General features: G+C 56.9%; 19 protein-coding genes. 7 read left to right on the forward strand and 12 right to left on the reverse strand.

Annotated features, from left to right (window positions below; translation table 11 throughout):
• The first annotated feature begins 18 nt into the window (after window positions 1-18).
• Window positions 19-246 (forward strand): YceK/YidQ family lipoprotein, encoded by a 228-nt coding sequence (locus tag MC50_RS18135; protein ID WP_004860481.1) that lies wholly within the window; start codon window positions 19-21, stop codon window positions 244-246.
• Here MC50_RS18135 and MC50_RS18140 read toward each other — a convergent pair whose 3' ends face one another.
• From MC50_RS18140 to MC50_RS18155, 3 genes are all read right to left on the reverse strand, one after another.
• Complete coding sequence (locus tag MC50_RS18140) at window positions 247-633, reverse strand: MysB family protein (protein ID WP_004860482.1); 387 nt, start codon at window positions 631-633, stop codon at window positions 247-249. It lies immediately after the preceding gene.
• A 92-nt stretch (window positions 634-725) separates the two neighbouring features.
• The gene (gene mdtG / locus MC50_RS18145) at window positions 726-1,976 is read right to left on the reverse strand and encodes a multidrug efflux MFS transporter MdtG (protein WP_032688383.1); all 1,251 of its coding nucleotides are present in this window, start codon (window positions 1,974-1,976) and stop codon (window positions 726-728) included.
• A gap of 153 nt (window positions 1,977-2,129) precedes the next feature.
• Window positions 2,130-3,050, reverse strand: coding sequence for a Kdo(2)-lipid IV(A) acyltransferase (locus MC50_RS18155; protein ID WP_032688382.1), 921 nt, complete (start codon window positions 3,048-3,050; stop codon window positions 2,130-2,132).
• Between the two features lie 210 nt (window positions 3,051-3,260).
• Between MC50_RS18155 and trhO the strand changes: the two genes are divergently transcribed.
• Entirely contained in the window at window positions 3,261-4,325 is a 1,065-nt protein-coding gene (gene trhO / locus MC50_RS18160) for an oxygen-dependent tRNA uridine(34) hydroxylase TrhO (protein WP_004860488.1), read from the forward strand.
• Here trhO and MC50_RS18165 read toward each other — a convergent pair.
• The 7 genes from MC50_RS18165 to mdtH form a co-directional block, all read right to left on the reverse strand.
• Window positions 4,311-4,424 (reverse strand): YceO family protein, encoded by a 114-nt coding sequence (locus MC50_RS18165; RefSeq protein ID WP_004860490.1) that lies wholly within the window; start codon window positions 4,422-4,424, stop codon window positions 4,311-4,313. The two genes, trhO and MC50_RS18165, sit on opposite strands and share 15 nt — an antisense overlap.
• A gap of 76 nt (window positions 4,425-4,500) precedes the next feature.
• Window positions 4,501-5,619, reverse strand: a complete 1,119-nt coding sequence (gene solA, locus MC50_RS18170) for an N-methyl-L-tryptophan oxidase (protein ID WP_047664639.1) — start codon at window positions 5,617-5,619, stop codon at window positions 4,501-4,503.
• A gap of 125 nt (window positions 5,620-5,744) precedes the next feature.
• On the reverse strand, window positions 5,745-5,999 hold the full coding sequence (gene bssS, locus MC50_RS18175) for a biofilm formation regulator BssS (protein WP_004860493.1): 255 nt from the start codon (window positions 5,997-5,999) through the stop codon (window positions 5,745-5,747).
• 387 nt (window positions 6,000-6,386) lie between these two features.
• Window positions 6,387-6,638 (reverse strand): DNA damage-inducible protein I, encoded by a 252-nt coding sequence (dinI, locus tag MC50_RS18180; RefSeq protein ID WP_032688380.1) that lies wholly within the window; start codon window positions 6,636-6,638, stop codon window positions 6,387-6,389.
• Between the two features lie 72 nt (window positions 6,639-6,710).
• Window positions 6,711-7,757, reverse strand: a complete 1,047-nt coding sequence (gene pyrC / locus MC50_RS18185) for a dihydroorotase (RefSeq protein ID WP_032688379.1) — start codon at window positions 7,755-7,757, stop codon at window positions 6,711-6,713.
• 122 nt (window positions 7,758-7,879) lie between these two features.
• Window positions 7,880-8,440 (reverse strand): lipoprotein, encoded by a 561-nt coding sequence (locus tag MC50_RS18190; RefSeq protein WP_032688378.1) that lies wholly within the window; start codon window positions 8,438-8,440, stop codon window positions 7,880-7,882.
• A gap of 114 nt (window positions 8,441-8,554) precedes the next feature.
• Entirely contained in the window at window positions 8,555-9,763 is a 1,209-nt protein-coding gene (mdtH, locus tag MC50_RS18195) for a multidrug efflux MFS transporter MdtH (protein ID WP_047664641.1), read from the reverse strand.
• A gap of 228 nt (window positions 9,764-9,991) precedes the next feature.
• On the opposite strand from mdtH, the gene rimJ reads away from it, so the two are divergent.
• The 4 genes from rimJ to murJ all read left to right on the forward strand — a co-directional run bounded on the left by rimJ (window position 9,992) and on the right by murJ (window position 13,807).
• Window positions 9,992-10,576 (forward strand): ribosomal protein S5-alanine N-acetyltransferase, encoded by a 585-nt coding sequence (gene rimJ, locus MC50_RS18200; RefSeq protein ID WP_004860498.1) that lies wholly within the window; start codon window positions 9,992-9,994, stop codon window positions 10,574-10,576.
• Window positions 10,577-10,585: 9 nt separating this feature from the next.
• The gene (locus MC50_RS18205) at window positions 10,586-11,233 is read left to right on the forward strand and encodes a YceH family protein (RefSeq protein WP_047664643.1); all 648 of its coding nucleotides are present in this window, start codon (window positions 10,586-10,588) and stop codon (window positions 11,231-11,233) included.
• 2 nt (window positions 11,234-11,235) lie between these two features.
• Complete coding sequence (locus MC50_RS18210; protein ID WP_032688375.1) at window positions 11,236-12,159, forward strand: Gfo/Idh/MocA family protein; 924 nt, start codon at window positions 11,236-11,238, stop codon at window positions 12,157-12,159.
• Window positions 12,160-12,271: 112 nt separating this feature from the next.
• A complete protein-coding gene (murJ, locus tag MC50_RS18215) occupies window positions 12,272-13,807 on the forward strand; it encodes a murein biosynthesis integral membrane protein MurJ (protein WP_047664645.1) in 1,536 nt (511 codons plus the stop codon).
• Between the two features lie 52 nt (window positions 13,808-13,859).
• On the opposite strand, the gene MC50_RS18220 is transcribed toward murJ, so the two are convergent.
• Window positions 13,860-15,074, reverse strand: a complete 1,215-nt coding sequence (locus MC50_RS18220; RefSeq protein WP_046852765.1) for an MFS transporter — start codon at window positions 15,072-15,074, stop codon at window positions 13,860-13,862.
• Window positions 15,075-15,183: 109 nt separating this feature from the next.
• Between MC50_RS18220 and MC50_RS18225 the strand changes: the two genes are divergently transcribed.
• Window positions 15,184-16,119, forward strand: coding sequence for a LysR family transcriptional regulator (locus tag MC50_RS18225; RefSeq protein ID WP_032688372.1), 936 nt, complete (start codon window positions 15,184-15,186; stop codon window positions 16,117-16,119).
• A gap of 41 nt (window positions 16,120-16,160) precedes the next feature.
• Here the strand turns inward: MC50_RS18225 and rne are convergent, their stop codons facing one another.
• Complete coding sequence (gene rne / locus MC50_RS18230; protein ID WP_047664647.1) at window positions 16,161-19,439, reverse strand: ribonuclease E; 3,279 nt, start codon at window positions 19,437-19,439, stop codon at window positions 16,161-16,163.
• Window positions 19,440-19,809 lie beyond the last annotated feature (370 nt).

The following is a 19,809-nucleotide window of genomic DNA, read 5'->3' on the forward strand; positions in this document are numbered from 1 at the left end:
TGAGAATTGAGGTAGCAGATGAGAATTTTACTGGTTATCGCCATGGCGCTGCTGCTCAGCGGCTGCGGCAGTATTATTAGCCGCACGGTGCCGGGGCAGGGGCATGGGAATCAGTATTACCCCGGAGTGCAGTGGGATGTGCGCGATTCGTCATGGCGATACATCACCATTCTCGATCTGCCTTTTTCGCTGGTGTTCGATACGTTGCTGTTGCCGCTTGATGCCAGCCACGGTCCGTATAACTAATCAGCGTTCATCCCACTCATCGGCGGCAGTCTGACCCTCTTCGGTATCCAGAGAGGGTTCCAGCTGAAATTCTCCTTCGTCCCACTCATGCAGCGTATTCTCTTCCAGCCACTCCTGACGCAGCTCTATCTCGTCATAGTCACCGTCAAAAACGCTTTGTGCCGCTTCGCCGCTTAACATCGGCAGGCATTCGCCTTCTTCATCTTCGTCGGCAAAAAATTCGGCCTGCCAGGCGATATCGCCATCCTGCAGAACGTATTTTTGGATATTCAACTGCTCAACGTTGGCACTCTCCTCGTCGCTATCCGGATTATTGACCAGGAACTCTTCGCGGGCCGCATCGATAGCTTCTTCGAGCGTGGCATAGAAAATCGAATCCTTTGGCATAGATAACCCCCTAAGAAGAATGAAAAATGGACACGATTCAATCTATAGAAGGCGGCGAGCGTTGCGTCAAGGGGAAGGCGGCGCTGTTGAACTTAATTTACCGAACGGCCGCCCGAGTCCGCGTTCTGCGCGCGTTCATCAGCGGAAGGGCGTCGCAAGCTAAGGGTGGAATAGATAACGTTGAACAGAACGACTGCCGCGGTGACAAAAAAGACCGCCCGGAAACCATAGCTGGCAGACACCGATGCGCCGATCAATGGGCCGGTGACGTTGCCGATATCGCGAAATGACTGGTTATAGCTAAAAATGCGCCCGGCCACCTGGCTGGTTGAGTTGTACACCAGCAGCGTCTGGACGGCCGGCAGCAGCGCGCCGTCGGCGGCACCCAGCAGAAAACGTAAAATAGCCAGCTGCAGCGGGGTCTGGACGAACGACATCGGAATCAGCAGCAGAACGGAGACCATCAGCGCGACGATAAGGATTTTTTCCGGCCCGATACGATCCCCGAGCTTACCGAGGCGCGGGGCGCTGATCAGCGCCGCCACGCCCGGGACTGAAGCAATCATTCCGCTGATAAAGGCGATATTCCCGACGTCTCCGGCCAGGTCTCGTACGTAGAGGGTCAGAATCGGGGCGATTGAGCCGGTGGCGACCTGAATAATCATCGTGGTGACAAACAGACTCAAGACCAGCTTTGGGCTTTTCAGGGACGAAAAGACATCCCGGGCATTAAGCATCTCTTTCTTCGCGACCGGGACGAACTGCTCGCGGATGAAAAACAGCGTCAGGATAAAACAGACGAGCAGGACGCTGGCGGTGAGAAAGAAGACGGTGCGCAGTCCCCAGTGGTCGGCAAGAAAGCCGCCCGCCAGCGGGCCAAGGAGCGCGCCGCTCACGGCTCCGGTGGAGAGCGTGCCCAGCGCCCAGCCGCTCTTCTGGCGAGGAATCTGGGTGGCGATCAGGGCATTCGCATTGGGAATAAACCCCCCCAACAGCCCCAGCAAGGCCCGTAGTATCAGAAACTGCCAGATGTTTTGCGCCAGCCCCATCAACATCATGACGATAGCCATCCCCAGCGCGGAGCGCAGCAGCATAATTTTGCGCCCTTTGCGATCGGCCAGACCGCCCCAGAAAGGAGAGGCAACGGCGGAGAACAAGAAGGTAATGCTGAATACCAGTCCTGACCACATATTCAGGGCGCTGTGGCCCGTCACGCCAAGCTGCTCGACGTAGAGCGGGAGAAAGGGCATGACCAGGCTAAAGGCGGCGCCGGTCAAAAAACAGCCGAGCCAGGTGACGGTGAGATTTCGTTTCCAGTTAATCGGACTATCTGCAGACGACATAGGCTTCCATGGGCCTGCGATGCAGGACAAAAAAAGAAAAGGTGAGCCTGCTAATTATGCGCCTGAGTAACGATCATCGCAATGGTGGAGAGCGCTTAAAGCTAAAGCGGAAAGGTGCCTCCGGCCAGTATCGGGCTGCCGGAGGAAGCACACTTAATAGCGCGAAGGTACGCCGGGCGGGCGGGTCTTAAAGCGGCGGTGCAGCCACATATATTGCTCCGGCGCCATCAGGATGCATTTCTCGACGATGCGGTTCATCCAGGCAGCGGTCGTTTCCGCATCATCAAGCGGCGGATCGCACTCCGGCGGCAGAATAATCAGCTCATAACCTTTACCGTCGGGTTTACGCCGCGGAACGAACGGAACAATGCAGGCTTTCGACATCTTTGCCAGCATCCAGGTCCCCGACGTCGTTGCCGCCTGATCGACGGCAAAGAGCGGCACGAATACGCTGGCGGCCGGGCCGTAGTCGTGGTCCGGCGCATACCAGATCACTTCGCCTTTTTTCAGCGCGCGAATCATCCCTTTCAGATCTTTACGGTCGATCATATCTTTATTCGAACGCAGCCGGCCCCAGGTTTGCAGCCAGTCAATGACCGGGTTGTCATTCGGACGGTAGACGCCGATGCCGGGTTCGTTGATGCCAAACATCCGCGCCCCCATTTCCAGCGTCAGGAAGTGGATGCCGATCAGCAGAATGCCGCGCTGTTGCGCCTGAACTTCCCGGATATGCTCGACGCCGATAGAGTCGGTCCAGCGCGCAATACGCCGGGTCGGCCAGAACCAGGCCATCCCGGTCTCCATTAAACCCATTCCCACCGATTCGAAGTTTTGCACCACCATCTGATGGCGCTCATCTTCGCTTTTGTCCGGGAAGCAAAGTTCCAGGTTACGGTAAGCGATTTTGGCGCGGCGTTTCATAAAGCGCATTGCCAGGCGGCCAATCGCATTGCCAAGGCGGTAAATCAGCGGATAGGGAAGCTGAACAACCAGCCACAGCAGGCCAATACCTAGCCAAAGCAGCCAGTAACGCGGATGCAGCAGCGCCGCGGAAAATTTAGGTAAATGGGTCATCTCATACCTGTTTAAATAAGCAACTCATTCTATTATCGCATTTTTTCATGCTTCAGCCAAAACGGCGGTCCCAGTTGGCATTTATTGTTAAACGTGAACCAACGGGAGTGAAATGAATGTAGCGCAAAATGTGGGGATGTAAATTAACGTCGTTTGCTATATGATGCCGGCCGTTTATTTACCTCATTTCCTATGTCGAGCAGGTACACCATGCCAGTGTTACATAACCGCATTTCAAATGAGACGTTAAAAGCGCAGATGTTAGCTGAGAGCGAACCGCGTACAACGATCTCGTTTTATAAATATTTCACCATCGTGGATCCAAAAGCCACGCGCGATGCATTGTGGATTGCCCTGACCAAATTAAACGTGTTTGGTCGTATCTATCTGGCCCACGAAGGGATCAATGCACAAATCAGCGTGCCAGAAAGTCAGGTCGACGCGCTACGCGAGTTTCTCTACGCCTTCGACCCGGCGCTGGATGGCCTGCGGATGAACATTGCTCTGGACGATGACGGAAAATCCTTCTGGGTGCTACGCCTGAAAGTCCGCGATCGTATCGTAGCGGATGGGATCGATGATCCGACGTTTGATGCCTCAGACGTTGGTGATTATCTGAAAGCGGCTGAAGTGAATGCGATGCTGGATGATCCCGATGCGGTGTTTATCGATATGCGTAACCACTACGAATATGAAGTGGGTCATTTTGAGCAGGCGCTGGAAATCCCGGCGGATACGTTCCGCGATCAGCTGCCGAAAGCGGTCGAGATGATGCAGGAACATAAAGATAAAAAAATCGTTATGTACTGCACCGGCGGTATTCGTTGTGAAAAAGCCAGCGCCTGGATGAAGCACAACGGCTTTAGTAAGGTCTGGCACATTGAGGGCGGGATTATTGAATATGCCCGTCGTGCGCGTGAACAGGGGCTGCCGGTACGCTTTATCGGTAAGAACTTTGTCTTTGACGAGCGGATGGGGGAGCGGATTTCCGATGACGTGATTGCCCACTGCCATCAGTGCGGCACCCCGTGTGATAGCCATACTAACTGCCTGAATGACGGCTGCCATCTGCTGTTTATCCAGTGCCCGAGCTGCGCCGAGAAGTTTGCCGGCTGCTGTAGCGAGGCGTGCATGGAAGAGCATAAGCTGCCGGAAGAGGAGCAGCGTCAGCTGCGCGCCGGACGAGAAAACGGCAATAAGATCTTCAACAAATCTCGCGGCCGCCTGAACACGAAGCTGGGGATCCCGGACCCTGAAACCTCAGAAAAACCATAACCAGATAAGATCAACGATCGCCAGCAGCAGCCACAGTGCGAGATAAATCATAAAGTGCTCGCGGACGTTGTTGACCAGTAAATCGTACAGGCGACGCATAAACTCTCTCTGTGATGAACGGCCTCCTCTGAGGCCGTTTTTTATTGCGCAAATCAGGACCGCGCGCAGCGGCCAACTATCGCTGAAAGCGTGCCAGCGAGAACGGGGTCAGGTCGAAGGCTGGCGTCTCTCCCAGGGCAAACTGCGTGGCAATTTCTCCCAGCACTGGGGCGAATTTGAAACCATGGCCGCTTAATCCGCTAATCAGCAACGTATCAGGATGGCCGGGAAGGGTGTCGATAATAAAGTCTTCATCCGCCGTATTATCGTAGGTACAGGAGGCGCCATGCAGGCAGCCGCCGATACCGGGCAGAACGTTACGCAGGAAGCTGAACGACTCGGAGCCGTCGGTGGCCACCGCGCCAAACGGCGTGCGTTCTTGCGGCGCGGAGATCGGCTGCCCGCCGTTGTGCTTACCGATCTTCAGTTCATTGTCTTCCGCCGGGAAACCATAGAACTGATCGCCGTTCGGCAGCTCACCGGTAAATGCCGGGAAGTGGTTTTTAGTGCTGTAACGTCCATCAGCCTGGAACCAGGCGAAGATTTTGCGCACCGGCTGGACTGGCAGGTCGGGCAACAGACGCGTTACCCACGTACCGGCGCTGACCAGCAGTTTCTTGCCGCTGTAGCTGCCATCGGCGGTGTCGATTGTCACGCCATCCGGGTGATGGTGTATGGCGGTAACCGGGCAATTAAACAGCTGAGCGCAGCCCGCCTCGCGCGCGAGGCGTATCCAGGTTTCGATGGCCAGCTCGCTGCGTAAAACCCCTGATGCCGGTTCGAATAGGCCACGATAATCTTCCGGTACGCGAATCTCAGGCCAGCGGGCCATGATAGCTGGGGCATCCATCTCTTCAACATCCAGCTGAAACTGTCGGGCGCTGTGCGCAACGTTGCTGAGAAACGTCGAGTTTGCCGGGCCGAGGTTAATCACCCCGGTACGTTCGAAGACGGCCTCGCCGCTGAGGGTAGCAAGCTCATCCCACAGCGTCTGCGCACGCAGCACCAGCGGGACATATCTCTCTCCTTCACCGTAGGCGTGACGGATAAGGCGCGTATTGCCGTGATGGCTGCCTTCCTGATGCGGAGGCGTGTGCGCGTCGGTCATCAGCACGTTGAGTCCAGCCCGGCGGGCATAATAGCCGGCAGCGGCACCAGTGGAGCCGCTGCCGATAATGATGAGGTCGTATTGCATGGTCTGTTCCGGTTTTTTGCTTTATTAGCAGGGTAATTAACAACCTGCATATATACAAGCCCGAAAATAAATCAGGCACCCGCAGGTGCCTGTTGAGTTAGCATATATCGATCGCGGCATAATCATTAATGCCTGCGGTACTCGTTTGCCTGGTATTCACCTGATTCTATCTTCGCAATACCTGCTTCCAGGATAGAAATAAATTGACGTGCGACTTCCGTCGTTAGCCATAGCGTCTGGCCAATTTCAGCTTCGTTACTGCTTTCTTGAGTGGGGTTTTGGTAGTGCAGGCGCAACATCATTGCATCGTAGCTATCAACGGTGCTGATGTCCCATCCGACGAGGGGATGGGTCTGGATGACTTCATTATTCTTTTCCATCATAACCCCTTATTCATATGTTAAAAGACAACAATTCTCGAGGTTTAATGCATATTTTTTGAAGCAAGTTAATTATATCAGGTGTTAAGAATAAACTCGAGAAATTAAATTAAACAGGGCGAACTTTCATCTGTTTGGTGCTTTTTTGCACAAACTTAGTGCCGCGCATCGTTATTTTTAAAGGAAATAATGAGGAGAAAGAAGAAAAGTCTGAGACTGACACGGGGATAAAAAAGCCGGGGCGACCCGGCAAAAAAAAGCACAATGAGGGAGCAAATTAAATTTGCTGTACCCGGCGCGATGTTCCGGCGGCTTTTGCTTCAGACTGGCCTGCTCTGTTTGTTCAGAGTCAGCGCCACTCTGCCGCGGTATGCCGCCAGAGAGGCGTCAGGATACGTCATGGTCAAACCAGTCATCAGCGCTTTCCCAGGTTTCTTGCAGGATTTCGCTTATCCGGTCTTTATCTTCTTTCAGGCCGCCAATGACGGACAAATTGTTACTGGCGGCAAAGCGTACGGTTACCTGGCTTGGATAAGCCGGGAACTGCTGTTCAATGCGTCGGGAGAGTTCGTTATTTAGCGCTTCTAAGGCGCCGTTCGGTAAGGCTGTGGATTTGGCGATAGACACTTCGATGCGCATAATTGCCCCCTGTGTAATATACTGTTTATTTATACAGTATCTGATTTACCTTTACAACAAGGGGCAGTGCTTTTATTTCTTCATCGTCCAGCGCAGGGTTTCACCGGCAAGGAAAGGCACCAGGGTATCGTCCGGTAGGGCGATGCTGTCAACGACGGTGCTCTCTTCGCGCACCAGCTCAACAAAGGTGTCATTCACCGGCAGGCCGTAGAAGCGCGGGCCGTTGAGTGAACAAAACGCTTCGAGGTGCTGCAGGGCATTCATCTCTTCAAATACCGTGGCATAGCTGCTCAGCGCGGTCGGCGCGTTAAAGCAACCGGCGCATCCGCAGCTGGCCTCTTTACGATGGCGGGCGTGCGGAGCGGAGTCGGTTCCCAGAAACGCGCGGCTAAAGCCGCTGGCAACCAGCTCACGCAGCGCCTGCTGGTGGATATTACGCTTCAGAATCGGCAGGCAGTAAAGATGGGGGCGCACGCCGCCAACCAGCATGTGATTACGGTTAAACATCAGGTGCTGAGGAGTAATGGTCGCGGCCAGCAGTTCGTTACCGTCGCGTACGTATTCGGCGGCATCCTTCGTGGTGATATGTTCGAATACCACTTTCAGGCCAGGTAAACGCTGGCGCAACGGCTCCATTACCGTTTCGATAAAGCGCGCTTCGCGATCGAAGATGTCAATCTCGGCGTGGGTGACTTCACCGTGAACCAGCAGCGGCATGCCCAGTTTTTCCATGCGCTCCAGCACCGGCATGATGGCATCGATGCTGGTGACGCCGTGGCTGGAGTTAGTGGTGGCATTGGCCGGGTAGAGTTTTGCCGCCGTGAATACGCCAGCGTGGAATCCACGCTCCAGCTCTGCCGGGTCGAGCGTATCGGTCAGGTAGCAGGTCATCAACGGCGTAAAATCGTGCCCGGCGGGAACGGCGTCGAGGATGCGCTGGCGATAAGCTATCGCCGCTTCAACGGTGGTGACAGGCGGCACCAGATTCGGCATCACGATCGCCCGGCCATAAAACTCACTGGTGTAAGGCACGACGGTCTTCAGCATATCGTCATCGCGCAGATGGATATGCCAGTCGTCAGGGCGGCGGATTTTCAATACCTGGGATTGTGCTGTCATGGAAAGCTCCGGCTAATAGGGTCAGTCATCAGGGCTGTTTTTGCCGGGCACTAAGGATAAGCGTAAACGTTTTCCTTTGCATCAATTTCCGTAAAAAAACGGGCGCCGCAGCGCCCGTCGTATTAATTGGTGAACGGGATGATAATTTCGCCCGGTTTCACCTCGATGCCTTTCGCGTATTTTTTCGCCAGCGCTTCGCCGGTGCTGGCGTCTTCGCGCAGGACGTAGGCCGGCTGCTGGTTAAAATAGCTACGCAGAGACTGATTCAGGTAGGGAATCAGGGTCTGCACGACGGATTGCAGCTTCTCAGGTGACACTTTCGCCTCTACGACCTCCATCTCCTGCAGGAAGATCGCGCCTTTCTCTTTATTAAAGACCGGCAGCGCCTTGAGCTTCAGATCGATGGTGGCTTTCTGGTTGCCGAATAACGAGTTCAGATCCAGGTTGGCAATGCCGCTCAGCGTCACTTTATTCGGCTCTTCACGGCCAATCGCGCTGGTCAGATCGTGTAACTCAATATGCGCATCCGCCACGCCCGGCAGGCCGATATCTTTGGCGAAATGGTTACGTTTCTGCAGCGCCTGGTTAATTTCCTGCTCGCTAACTGAATACTGCGTAAGCTGGTTACAGCCGCTCAGAAGGCCGCTGACAATGAGCGCGGCCACGATAAACATCTTTTTCATTAGATTCCTTAACGGTCATGCCAGGACTTATCCTGACATAAAGCAGTATGGCCTGCCAGCATTCGACGCACTAGCCGGAAAATGCTGAAAACAGGCCTTACGTTAAACCTCTGGTCAGGTACGTGGCTCCAGCATGCCGGATGTCGACCGCTTCTGGCTGAACTGCCACCACAGGGCAAGGAAGGTAAACAGGCCGATAATCCCCAGCATCAGCCACGGCAGTTCGGGCTGATTCAGCGCTTTACCCGCATCGAACAACCATCCGCCGCCGGCATAGCCAAACGCGCCGCCAAAGGCCAGCCCCAGCCGGCTGAAGCCCATATAGCTGCCTCGCGCCCGGGCATCGGCTAAAGAGGCTCCCAGCGTTTCCCGCGCCGGTTCCGCAACGATCGATCCAATATAGAAGATACAAATCAGGGTAAACAGCTGCTGTAAGTTGCTGGTCAAGCCGATGGGCAGCATGGCGATGGTCATCACCAGTAACCCGGCCATCAGCCGATGCTCGAGGCGAAAGCGCTGTTCGCTCCAGCGGGCAATGGGGTAGAGCAGGGTTAACGATATAGCGGCTTCAATGGCATACATCCATTTTACCGCGGTCGGTGAACCGGCGATGTCGTTAACCATAATGGGCAGCATGAGCATCACCTGGACAGCCAGCATGTAGTAACCGGTGAGCGTCAGAACGTAGGTGACAAAGCGCTTATCGCGCAGTACCCGGCCCAGTCCTTCCCGAACCGGCGTTTTCACGGTGGAAAGCTTCCACGCCGGGAGATACCAGGCGTTGAACGCGGCGCAGGCGACAAACAACGCCGCGCCCACGCTACAGACAAGACGGAAGTCATATTGCAGCAACCAGCTGCCGATCAGGGCGCCGATCACCGCCCCGGCGCTGTCCTGCATCATCAGAATCGAAAAGAACCGCCCGCGCTGATGCGGGCGCACCAGCTTGACCACCAGCGCGGCGCGCGGCGGATCGAACAGGGTGCCGCCGAGCCCGGAGAGAATGCAGGAGAGCCACAGCACCCACGATTCATGGGCCACGGCCATCGCCGCGAAACCGCCCGCGCGCATGAGCATGCCGGTGACGATCATCGGCTTGGCGCCAAAGCGATCGGCGACCGCGCCGCCAAAAATGCCTAATCCTTGTTGCACCAGCTGGCGCAGGCCGAGCGCAATCCCGACCATCAGCGCCGCCCAGCCCATCTGGTCAACAAAGCGAATAGAAATCAGCGGGAAGACGACAAAAAAGCCCAAAACCACCAGCATGTTGTCGACCAACAGGAAATATTTACCCAGGCTCCTTGCCTGCGATACGCGGGACATTTCCCCTCCAGGGAAAATAAAGAGTTACCCGGATAGTGTGCGGGGAAGATGCTGACTTTCCCAGCATCCTTGCGACAATATTTTTTTATCAAAATGCAAGATCGATTGAGTCTATTCATCGAAAAAGGGAGATGGTGCAGAAAATGGTATGTTGCTGTTTTCACACAACCGTTCAGGACAGGTATAGTGAAGGGAGCAGGTAATCAGTCAGGGGAACAGGAGAAGGGAATGTTTGGCTATCGCAGTAACGTACCGAAGGTGCGTTTGACGACGGACAGGCTGGTGGTGCGGCTGGTATACGATCGTGACGCCTGGCGTCTGGCCGATTATTACGCGGAGAATAAAGGGTTCTTAAAACCCTGGGAGCCAGTGCGCGACGACAGCCACTGCTACCCCTCTGGCTGGCAGGCGCGTTTATCGATGATTTCCGAGTTTCATAAGCAGGGCTCGGCATTCTATTTTGCGCTGCTCGATCCGGAAGAGAAAGAGATTATCGGCGTGGCAAATTTTTCCAATGTGGTCCGCGGGTCGTTTCATGCCTGCTACCTTGGCTATTCCATTGGCGAGAAGTGGCAAGGCCAGGGGCTGATGTTTGAGGCCCTGACCGCGGCAATTCGCTATATGCAGCGCACGCAGCATATCCATCGCATCATGGCCAACTACATGCCGCATAATCAACGAAGCGGCGATTTACTCGCTCGTCTTGGCTTTGAAAAAGAGGGGTACGCCAAAAATTATCTGCTGATTGACGGGCAGTGGCGTGACCATGTACTGACGGCGTTGACGACACCGGACTGGACTCCGGGTCGCTGAGGAGAGAGCATGAAATATCAGTTAACCGCACACGAAGCGCGCGTCATCGGGTGTTTGCTGGAAAAACAGGTTACCACGCCTGAGCAGTATCCGCTGTCGGTCAATGCGGTGGTGACCGCCTGCAATCAGAAAACTAACCGTGAGCCGGTGATGTCGCTCAGCGAAAGTGATATTCAGGATCTGCTGGATACCCTGGTCAAACGCCATTACCTGCGTACCGTCAGCGGTTTCGGCAATCGGGTAACCAAATACGAACAGCGCTTTTGTAATTCCGAATTTGGCGATTTGAAGCTGTCTTCGGCGGAAGTGGCGGTTGTGACAACGCTGCTGCTGCGCGGTGCGCAGACCCCGGGCGAGTTGCGCAGCCGGGCGCAGCGAATACATGACTTTAGCGATATGGCGGAAGTGGAGAGCGTGCTGGAAACGCTGGCAACCCGGGATGACGGGCCTTTCGTCGCGCGTCTGCCGCGCGAGCCCGGGAAGCGAGAATCCCGCTATATGCACCTGTTCTGCGATGATATGGACTCGCTTATTACCGCCGTTGAGGCCGTCTCGCCGCCGGCCGATGATCTTCTCGCGCGGGTTGAGGCGCTGGAAGGCGAAGTCGCGGAACTGAAAGAACGGCTGGCCTCGCTGCTGGCTCACCTGGGAGATTAATCGTGACCGCGAAATTACGCATTGGCGTGGTGGGGTTAGGGGGCATTGCGCAGAAGGCCTGGCTGCCGGTGCTGGGTGCCGCAGACGGTTGGACGCTGCAGGCGGCCTGGTCGCCGGGTAAAGAGAAAGCGCTGCGTATCTGTGAGGGCTGGCGCATTCCCTATGCCGACTCGCTGGAGCAGCTGGCGGCGCAGTGCGATGCGGTCTTTGTGCATACTTCAACGGCCTCCCATTTTGAGGTGGTCAGCCGCCTGTTGAATGCCGGGGTGCATGTGTGCGTGGATAAACCGCTGGCCGACAAGCTGAATGAGGCAGAGTCGCTGGTCGAACTGGCGGCGCGCCGCAAGCTCACGCTGATGGTCGGTTTTAACCGTCGCTTTGCGCCGCTGTATCGTGAACTCAAAACGCAGATGGGCAGCGCCGCATCGCTGCGCATGGATAAACATCGCAGCGACAGCGTCGGCCACGATCTGCGTTTTACGTTGCTGGATGATTATCTGCATGTGGTGGATACTGCGCTGTGGCTGGCGGGCGGTACCGCGCGCCTGAGCGGCGGCTCGCTGCAAACCACGGCCCAGGGCGAAATGCTCTATGCCGAACACCACTTCAGCACGCCTCAACTGGAGGTCACCACCAGTATGCACCGGCGTGCCGGTAGTCAGCGGGAGTGGGTGCAGGCCGTAACTGACGGCGGCCTGTACGCCGTCTGCGATATGCGCGAATGGCAGGAAGAGCGCGGTCAGGGGGTGATTATGCGCCCGGTTCCGGGCTGGCAAACCACGCTGGAGCAACGCGGGTTTGTCGGCTGCGCGCGCCACTTCATCGAATGCGTGCAAAATCAGACGGTTCCGGAAACTGCGGGTGAACAGGCGCTGTTGGCCCAACGGGTGGTCGAAAAACTCTGGCGCGAGGCAATGAGTGAATAATTGGTTGTAACATCTGGGAGTAGTAATTCATGACGAACCCGGTAGACTATCGCCACTTTCCAGCGCCCGCAATCGCGGGCGTTTTACTTCAGGGTTGTGGAATAACACGTTAATGAACCTTTTAAAATCACTGGCAGCAGTCAGTTCGATGACCATGTTTTCACGCGTTCTGGGGTTTGCGCGTGATGCTATCGTCGCCCGAATTTTTGGCGCAGGGATGGCGACGGACGCCTTTTTCGTCGCGTTTAAATTACCGAATTTGCTGCGCCGTATCTTCGCTGAAGGGGCCTTCTCTCAGGCATTTGTACCCATTCTTGCCGAATATAAAAGCAAGCAGGGCGAAGATGCGACCCGCGTGTTTGTGGCCTATGTCTCTGGCCTGCTGACGCTGGTTCTGGCGGTCGTTACCGTTCTTGGAATGCTGGCGGCGCCCTGGGTGATTACCGTCACTGCGCCCGGTTTTGCCGACAGCCCGGATAAATTTACCCTGACCACCCAGCTGCTGCGCATCACCTTTCCTTATATTCTGCTGATTTCACTGGCGTCGTTAGCCGGGGCGATTCTCAACACCTGGAACCGTTTTTCCGTTCCCGCCTTCGCCCCGACGTTCCTCAACGTCAGTATGATCGGTTTTGCTCTGTTTGCCGCGCCCTATTTCCACCCACCAATGCTGGCGATGGCGTGGGCGGTCACCGTCGGCGGCGTGCTGCAGCTGGCCTATCAACTGCCGCATCTGAAAAAGATTGGCATGCTGGTTCTGCCGCGCATTAACCTGAAAGATGCCGGCGCAATGCGGGTGGTCAAACAGATGGGGCCGGCGATCCTCGGCGTCTCTGTTAGCCAGATTTCATTGATTATCAACACTATCTTTGCCTCGTTTCTGGTGTCCGGTTCGGTGTCGTGGATGTATTACGCGGATCGCCTGATGGAGTTTCCGTCCGGGGTCCTTGGCGTGGCGCTGGGGACTATTCTGCTGCCATCGCTGTCAAAAAGCTTTGCCAGCGGTAATCATGATGAGTACTGTCGCCTGATGGACTGGGGGCTGCGTCTGTGTTTCCTGCTGGCGTTGCCCAGCGCCGTGGCGCTGGGGATCCTGGCGAAGCCGCTCACCGTTGCGCTGTTCCAGTATGGGAAATTCAGCGCGTTTGATGCGGCGATGACCCAACGCGCGCTGGTGGCTTACTCCGTCGGACTGATGGGACTGATTGTCGTTAAGGTATTGGCACCGGGCTTTTATTCGCGGCAGGACATTAAAACGCCGGTAAAAATCGCGATCGTTACGCTGATTATGACCCAGGTGATGAACCTGATCTTTATTGGCCCGCTGAAGCATGCCGGGCTGTCGCTGTCTATCGGCCTGGCGGCCTGCCTTAACGCCGGTCTGTTGTACTGGCAGTTGCGTAAGCAAAAGATCTTTACTCCGCAGCCTGGATGGTTCTCCTTCCTGCTGCGCCTGGTGGTTGCGGTGCTGGTGATGTCGGCGGCGCTGTTGGGCATGATGTATCTCATGCCGGAGTGGTCGCAGGGCTCGATGCCGTTCCGTCTGCTGCGCCTGATGGCGGTGGTGGCCGCGGGCGTGGTGGCCTATTTTGCCACCTTAATGGTGCTGGGCTTCCGGGTTAAAGAGTTTGCCCGACGTACGGCCTGACGCCATACGCCGGATTGAAAGAGACCCGTTCCGCATTGCGGCGCGGGTTTTTTTATCGCACTGCGCGCGCTATTGATGCCAGACGGGCGCTTTCCCGCAGGCGAATCGCGAGCGCAATCGCGCCGGTAACTACGGCCAGGACAACGACGCCGTTCCAGCCGGCGACCACGTATAGCCGGCTGCCGAGTACTGAGCCGAGCGCCATACCAATAAACACGCCGGTGAACAGCAGGGCATTCAGGCGACCGCGAGCCTGCGGCTCGAGGCTGTAAACCAGATTCTGATGCGCGACCAGGCTGGACTGCAGACCGAGATCGAAGCCGATCGCCGAAAGGCCGATCAGCAGCAGCTGACCATGTGGCGGCAGTAGCGGCATCAGGAACATCAGGGCGAAAGAAAGGGTAACCAGTCCGGCCCCTAGCTGAGTGACCCTTCCCGCGCCATATTTATCGGCCAGTCCGCCCGCCAGCGGGGCGGCAAGGGCCCCGGCCGCACCGGCGATGCCGAATCCCCCGGCCACGGCGCTGCCCATCTGATAATGTGCGAGCAGCATCACCGCCAGCGTTGACCAGAAGGCGCTGAAGGCGATGGATAAAAAGCCCTGGGCCAGTGCCGCGCGTCGCAGCGCAGGATAGCGTTGCCACAGGTGCGCCATCGATTTCATTAGCTGCGGATAGCTTAGCGTTGAGGGAATCGCAAAGCGGGGCAGAATACGCCACATCAGCAGGCCGATGAGAGCGATACTCAGAGCTGCCGCCTGATACATCACCCGCCAACCGAACAGCGCCCCGACCAGTCCGCTGACGGTCCGCGAGAGCAGAATTCCCAGCAGCAGACCGGTCATCACCGTCCCGACCATTTTCCCCTGCTTACCCGCCGGGGCCAGAATCGCTGCTGCCGGAACAATATCCTGCGCCATTGTCGCGGCCATCCCGATCAATAAGCTGACCACCAGCAGTGAAGTGAGCTGGTCCGTCAGGCTACACAGCAGCAGCAGGACCGCCAGCGCCGCGCTTTTCAGTAGAATCAGCGTCCGCCGGTCGTGGCGATCGCCGAGCGGCAGCAGAAACAGAATGCCCAGCGCGTAGCCGGCCTGGGTCAGGGTCGGGACGAGGCCCATCCCTTCAACGCTCAGGTGCAGGTTGGCGCCCATCAGCGGGAGCAGGGGCTGGGCGTAATAAATAGAGGCAACGCTAAAACCAGCGCCAAGAGCGAGTATAAAAATAATCCAGCCTGCCTCGCGGGAGGATAGTGGAGTCGGGGTCATGATGAAGTCCTCGTAGATGAGATGGCGCTATTCTTCCCCGAATGCCGCTGGCGCGGTAGATAGCGTGGTGGTAAAACGGTTATACGTTTAACGTATAGAGAAAGTGATAATGAAGAGGCAGGAGCGTATAGACCGCATTGAACTGATGCGGACCTTTATTCGAATTGTCGAGGCCGGTTCACTCTCTTCGGCGGCACGGCAGCTGGATACCACTCAGGCGACGGTCAGCCGCCGTCTGCAGTCGCTGGAGAGCATGCTCGGTAATCGACTGATCCTGCGTACAACGCATGCCATGAAGCTCACCGATGATGGTGAACGCTGTTATCAGCACGCGCGTCAGGTGGTGGATGCGTGGCTGGCGCTGGAGGACGAGATGAGTATTGCTGACGATCGGCCGGTAGGGGTACTGCGCGTGCGTGCGCCTCATGCCTTTGGTCAGCAGCAGCTGCTGGGGCCGCTGGTCAGTTTTCTGCAACGCTATCCGCAGCTGGCGGTGGAGTGGATGCTCAATGACAAAACCGTCGATTTTCTCAGTGACAATATCGATTGCGCGATTCGGGTGGGCGCTGAAGTTGACCCGGCCACGGTGTCGGTGCTACTGGCCGAAGTTCCGCGTAGTCTGGTGGTTGCCCCACAGCTGTTGTCACGCTATCCGGCATTAGCGATGCCTGAGGATCTGTCGCGGCTGCCGTGGGTGGCCATCAGTACCTTTTATCAACATGAAGTGGAGTTGCAGCATCAGGAGGATAGCCGGGAGATATCGTTTGGTATTGTGCCCTGTCTGAGCACCGATAGCGTGTATGTGGCCCGTAATACGGCGCTGGCGGGGCTGGGGGTTGCTATCGTGTCGAGTTGGGCTGTGACGGAGGATATCGCCGCCGGTCGGTTGGTTGAGCTATTTCCGCAGTGGCGGGCCTCTTCGCTGCCGGTCCACCTGGTCTATCCGTGGGCGCGTTATTACCCGACCCGGCTACGAAAGTTTCTCGACCTGATGCGCGAAGTGATGCCGCAGGTTGCCGGGATGCAGCGCCCGGAGGGGGAATAAAAAAACCGGCCAGAGGCCGGTTTTTTGATGCCGTACCGCGTTTACTCGGCAGGTTGTGGGCGGGTTGGTTCCGCCGTCGCCTGATGAGTCGCGCTGTGGCCGCCTGCCGCACCTTTGCCGTCAAAGGCAAACGACGGGCGAACCCAGTCGCTGTGACGCGGCGCTTCTGGCTCGTAGGCTGGCGCCGGGGCACGCGTCATCGGGGCGGTCGCGTGGCGATGAGACACGATAACCGCCGCCGCGGGTGTGGCGACCACCACCGGAGCAGGCGCTGATTCGACGACCGGCGCTGTTTCCAGGACCGGAGCGGCTTCAACCACTGGGGCGGGTTCAACCACCGGAGTAGCTTCAACCACCGGCGCGGGTTCAATGACCTGCGGTGCCGGAGCTGCTTGTGCCACAACCGGGGCAGATTCCTCAACAACGGCTTCAGCTGCTGTTTCTACTGCTACCGTTTCCGGTTCTGCAGCAACCGGCGCAACACCGCTTTCTGCCTCAACAACCGGCGCTTCTGCGGCGATAGCATCCTGCGGCGCAACCTCGGTTTCGCGGGCGACTTCCGGCTGAACAGTCTGCGCGGCTTCAGCGGCGGTTGCTTCGGCTACGACAGGTTGTTCGGCGGCAGCAGGCGCCGCCTCGGCAACCGCCGGGGCGACCACTTCTGCAATGGCGGCTTCAGCGACAGCAACAGGAGCGACAGTTTCAGTAACGGACGCCTGAATCTGCTGTTCTTCCTGCTGTTGATCCTGCGGACGGACAACCGGGTAACGAATCCACACTTTACCTGACGCCATTTCCGGGGATGCACAGGCTACGGTCAGCGGCATCGGCGACTGGGTCGGGTAACGCTCATCGCGGTAACGACGACGACGCTGGCCGCTGACGCGCAGATGACGCGGCGAGCGACGGGAGCGACGCGGCATACCGTTGGCTTCGCGAGACTCGTTGTTGTCGTCATGGTCGCCGTTGCTTTCAACGACGGCAGGCAGATCGACTTTCGCCAGTTCCGTGCGCGGAGCGACCGCTTCCGGCTGGACCGCAGGCACGGTTTCAACAACCTGATCGGCCGTTTCAGCTACCGCAGACTCGATGCGAACTTTCTGGGATAACTGACGCGGTTTACGACGGGACATCGTCTGAACGCGTTCTTCCTGCTCGACTTCCTGTTGAACTACTGGCTCTTCGCGCGTTTGTGCTTTGGCTTCCTGCGGAGCCTGGCGCTTCTCGTCATTACGACGACGATTACGCTCACGACGCGGCTGCTGCTCATCGCGCGCTTTACCTTTTTCTGCATCCTCGGTCACCGTCTGACGAGATTCACGCGGCTCGACATTCTGCTGCTGTTTCTCGCGACGATTACGGCGGTTTTCCTCGCGGGATTCACGAGGTTCACGGCCTTCGGTATTTTCAGCACGGTTATCGCGGTTATCACGACCGTCGCGGTTATCACGGTTATCACGGCGATCGTTGCGATCGCGGCGATTGTTGGTCCGCGGTTTACGACGTTCTTGCTGACGTTCCGGTTTCTCTTCGGCTTTCTTCTCTACCTGAGGTTCTGCCGGTTTCGTCTCTTCTGCGCCGGAGAAGATGTTTTTCAGGGCGCCAAAGAAGCGGGAGAGCAGACCAGGCTGCGCTGGCGCAGCAGCGGCTACCGCTGGTTTTGCGGCGGCAGGTGCGGCAACAGGAACTTCCTGCTCTGGCGCAGGCGGGACGTCCGGCATCACGAAGGTGGCCAGGGCCGGCTGCTCAGGGCGCTTACGCTCGGCCGGTTCTTCGTCAGCAGGCAGCGCCATCTCTTCTTCGTGCAGTTTAGGCAGCAGATAGCTCAGGGTAGAGGTCTCTTCGCCTTTACGTACGCGCAGCACGGAGTAGTGCGGGGTTTCCATCTGATCGTTCGGGACGATGATCACGCGCACGTCGCCCTGGCGGGTTTCGATGGCGCTCACCGCAGCACGTTTTTCGTTCAGCAGGTAGGACGCAATCGGCACAGGCACGATAGCGTGAACTTCCTGGGTGTTCTCTTTCAGCGCTTCTTCTTCAATCAGACGCAGGATAGAGAGCGACAGGGATTCGTTATCACGAACGGTGCCGGTACCGCTACAGCGTGGGCAGACGTGATGACTGGATTCACCCAGCGACGGGCTCAGACGCTGACGCGACATCTCGAGCAGGCCGAAGCGAGAGATATGACTGATCTGGATACGCGCACGATCCTGACGCACCGCTTCGCGCAGGCGGTTTTCCACCGCGCGCTGGTGGCGTACTGGCGTCATGTCGATGAAGTCGATGACAATCAGGCCGCCGAGGTCACGCAGACGCAGCTGGCGAGCAATCTCATCGGCTGCTTCCAGGTTGGTGTTGAATGCCGTTTCTTCGATGTCGCCGCCGCGGGTGGCGCGAGCGGAGTTGATATCGATAGCGGTTAACGCTTCGGTGCTGTCGATTACGATTGACCCGCCGGAAGGCAGGCGCACTTCGCGCTGGAAGGCGGACTCAATCTGCGATTCGATTTGATAATGGCTGAACAGCGGGATTTCACCGGTGTACAGTTTGATTTTGCTGCTGAAATCCGGGCGGCCCAGTGCGGCGATGTGCTGGCGAGCCAGCTCAAGCACTTTCGGGTTATCGATCAGGATTTCGCCGATGTCCTGGCGCAGGTAATCACGGAAGGCACGCACGATGACGTTACTTTCCTGATGGATCAGGAACGGCGCCGGGCGGCTTTCAGCGGCTTTCTGGATTGCTTCCCAGTGTTTCAGACGGAAGCTCAGGTCCCACTGCAGCGCTTCGGCAGATTTGCCGACGCCCGCGGTACGCACGATAAGCCCCATGCCGTCCGGCAGTTCAAGGCTGGCCAGCGCTTCTTTTAGTTCTGTACGATCGTCACCCTCAATGCGGCGTGAAATACCGCCCGCGCGCGGGTTGTTCGGCATCAGTACCAGATAGCTACCCGCCAGGCTGATAAAGGTGGTGAGCGCGGCGCCTTTGTTGCCACGTTCTTCTTTATCAATCTGAACAATCACTTCCTGACCTTCACGCAGAACATCCTTAATATTCGGACGACCATGAGAATTGTAGTTAGCAGGGAAGTATTCGCGGGCGATTTCTTTGAGGGGGAGGAAACCATGACGCTCGGCGCCGTAATCAACAAACGCGGCTTCAAGGCTAGGTTCAATACGGGTAATTTTGCCTTTGTAGATGTTCGCTTTTTTCTGTTCGTGCCCGGGGCTTTCGATATCCAGGTCGTACAGGCGCTGCCCATCAACAAGGGCGACGCGCAACTCTTCCTGCTGAGTTGCGTTGATTAACATTCTTTTCATCGTAACTTACTCATTATTCTTACATTGACGACTAAGCTGCGGGCAGAGTATTGCCTTGCCGGGGGAAACCGATGGCCTCGTGTCTGTTTCACGTCGCCAACCTCACGGTTGTCGCGCGCTTAAGAGGCGCAGAGTGTCGGTCGCCTGTATTTCAAACGGAAACACAGCGCAATTAGCAGGGGAACAGCCTGGGATGTATCACCAGAGAAGATTCCATTTATACGCGTCATTTTCCAGGTTGCTTCTGCGTCGGCTTGCTCGTTTCACCCCTGTTGCTGACTTACTGATGATGTCAGTTCCGGAGATTCTCTCTTTCGCCGCCTTGGCGCATCCTGAATAATTTTGCGTATATCTCGTCGTCTTTCACGTT

This window comes from Klebsiella planticola (assembly GCF_000783935.2).
Taxonomy (GTDB): Bacteria; Pseudomonadota; Gammaproteobacteria; order Enterobacterales; family Enterobacteriaceae; genus Klebsiella; species Klebsiella planticola.

Bases quoted from the DNA above. Each gene is read 5' to 3' on its own strand.
- solA (WP_047664639.1), bottom strand. From the start codon at position 5,619: ATGCAATACGACCTCATCATTATCGGCAGCGGCTCCACTGGTGCCGCT.
- pyrC (WP_032688379.1), bottom strand. From the start codon at position 7,757: ATGACAGCACAATCCCAGGTATTGAAAATCCGCCGCCCTGACGACTGG.
- MC50_RS18165 (WP_004860490.1), bottom strand. From the start codon at position 4,424: ATGCGTCGCCTGTACGATTTACTGGTCAACAACGTCCGCGAGCACTTT.
- mdtG (WP_032688383.1), bottom strand. From the start codon at position 1,976: ATGTCGTCTGCAGATAGTCCGATTAACTGGAAACGAAATCTCACCGTC.
- rne (WP_047664647.1), bottom strand. From the start codon at position 19,439: ATGAAAAGAATGTTAATCAACGCAACTCAGCAGGAAGAGTTGCGCGTC.
- mdtH (WP_047664641.1), bottom strand. From the start codon at position 9,763: ATGTCCCGCGTATCGCAGGCAAGGAGCCTGGGTAAATATTTCCTGTTG.
- rimJ (WP_004860498.1), top strand. From the start codon at position 9,992: ATGTTTGGCTATCGCAGTAACGTACCGAAGGTGCGTTTGACGACGGAC.
- bssS (WP_004860493.1), bottom strand. From the start codon at position 5,999: ATGGAAAAGAATAATGAAGTCATCCAGACCCATCCCCTCGTCGGATGG.
- MC50_RS18205 (WP_047664643.1), top strand. From the start codon at position 10,586: ATGAAATATCAGTTAACCGCACACGAAGCGCGCGTCATCGGGTGTTTG.
- MC50_RS18220 (WP_046852765.1), bottom strand. From the start codon at position 15,074: ATGACCCCGACTCCACTATCCTCCCGCGAGGCAGGCTGGATTATTTTT.
- MC50_RS18190 (WP_032688378.1), bottom strand. From the start codon at position 8,440: ATGAAAAAGATGTTTATCGTGGCCGCGCTCATTGTCAGCGGCCTTCTG.
- murJ (WP_047664645.1), top strand. From the start codon at position 12,272: ATGAACCTTTTAAAATCACTGGCAGCAGTCAGTTCGATGACCATGTTT.
- MC50_RS18155 (WP_032688382.1), bottom strand. From the start codon at position 3,050: ATGACCCATTTACCTAAATTTTCCGCGGCGCTGCTGCATCCGCGTTAC.
- dinI (WP_032688380.1), bottom strand. From the start codon at position 6,638: ATGCGCATCGAAGTGTCTATCGCCAAATCCACAGCCTTACCGAACGGC.
- MC50_RS18225 (WP_032688372.1), top strand. From the start codon at position 15,184: ATGAAGAGGCAGGAGCGTATAGACCGCATTGAACTGATGCGGACCTTT.
- trhO (WP_004860488.1), top strand. From the start codon at position 3,261: ATGCCAGTGTTACATAACCGCATTTCAAATGAGACGTTAAAAGCGCAG.
- MC50_RS18135 (WP_004860481.1), top strand. From the start codon at position 19: ATGAGAATTTTACTGGTTATCGCCATGGCGCTGCTGCTCAGCGGCTGC.
- MC50_RS18140 (WP_004860482.1), bottom strand. From the start codon at position 633: ATGCCAAAGGATTCGATTTTCTATGCCACGCTCGAAGAAGCTATCGAT.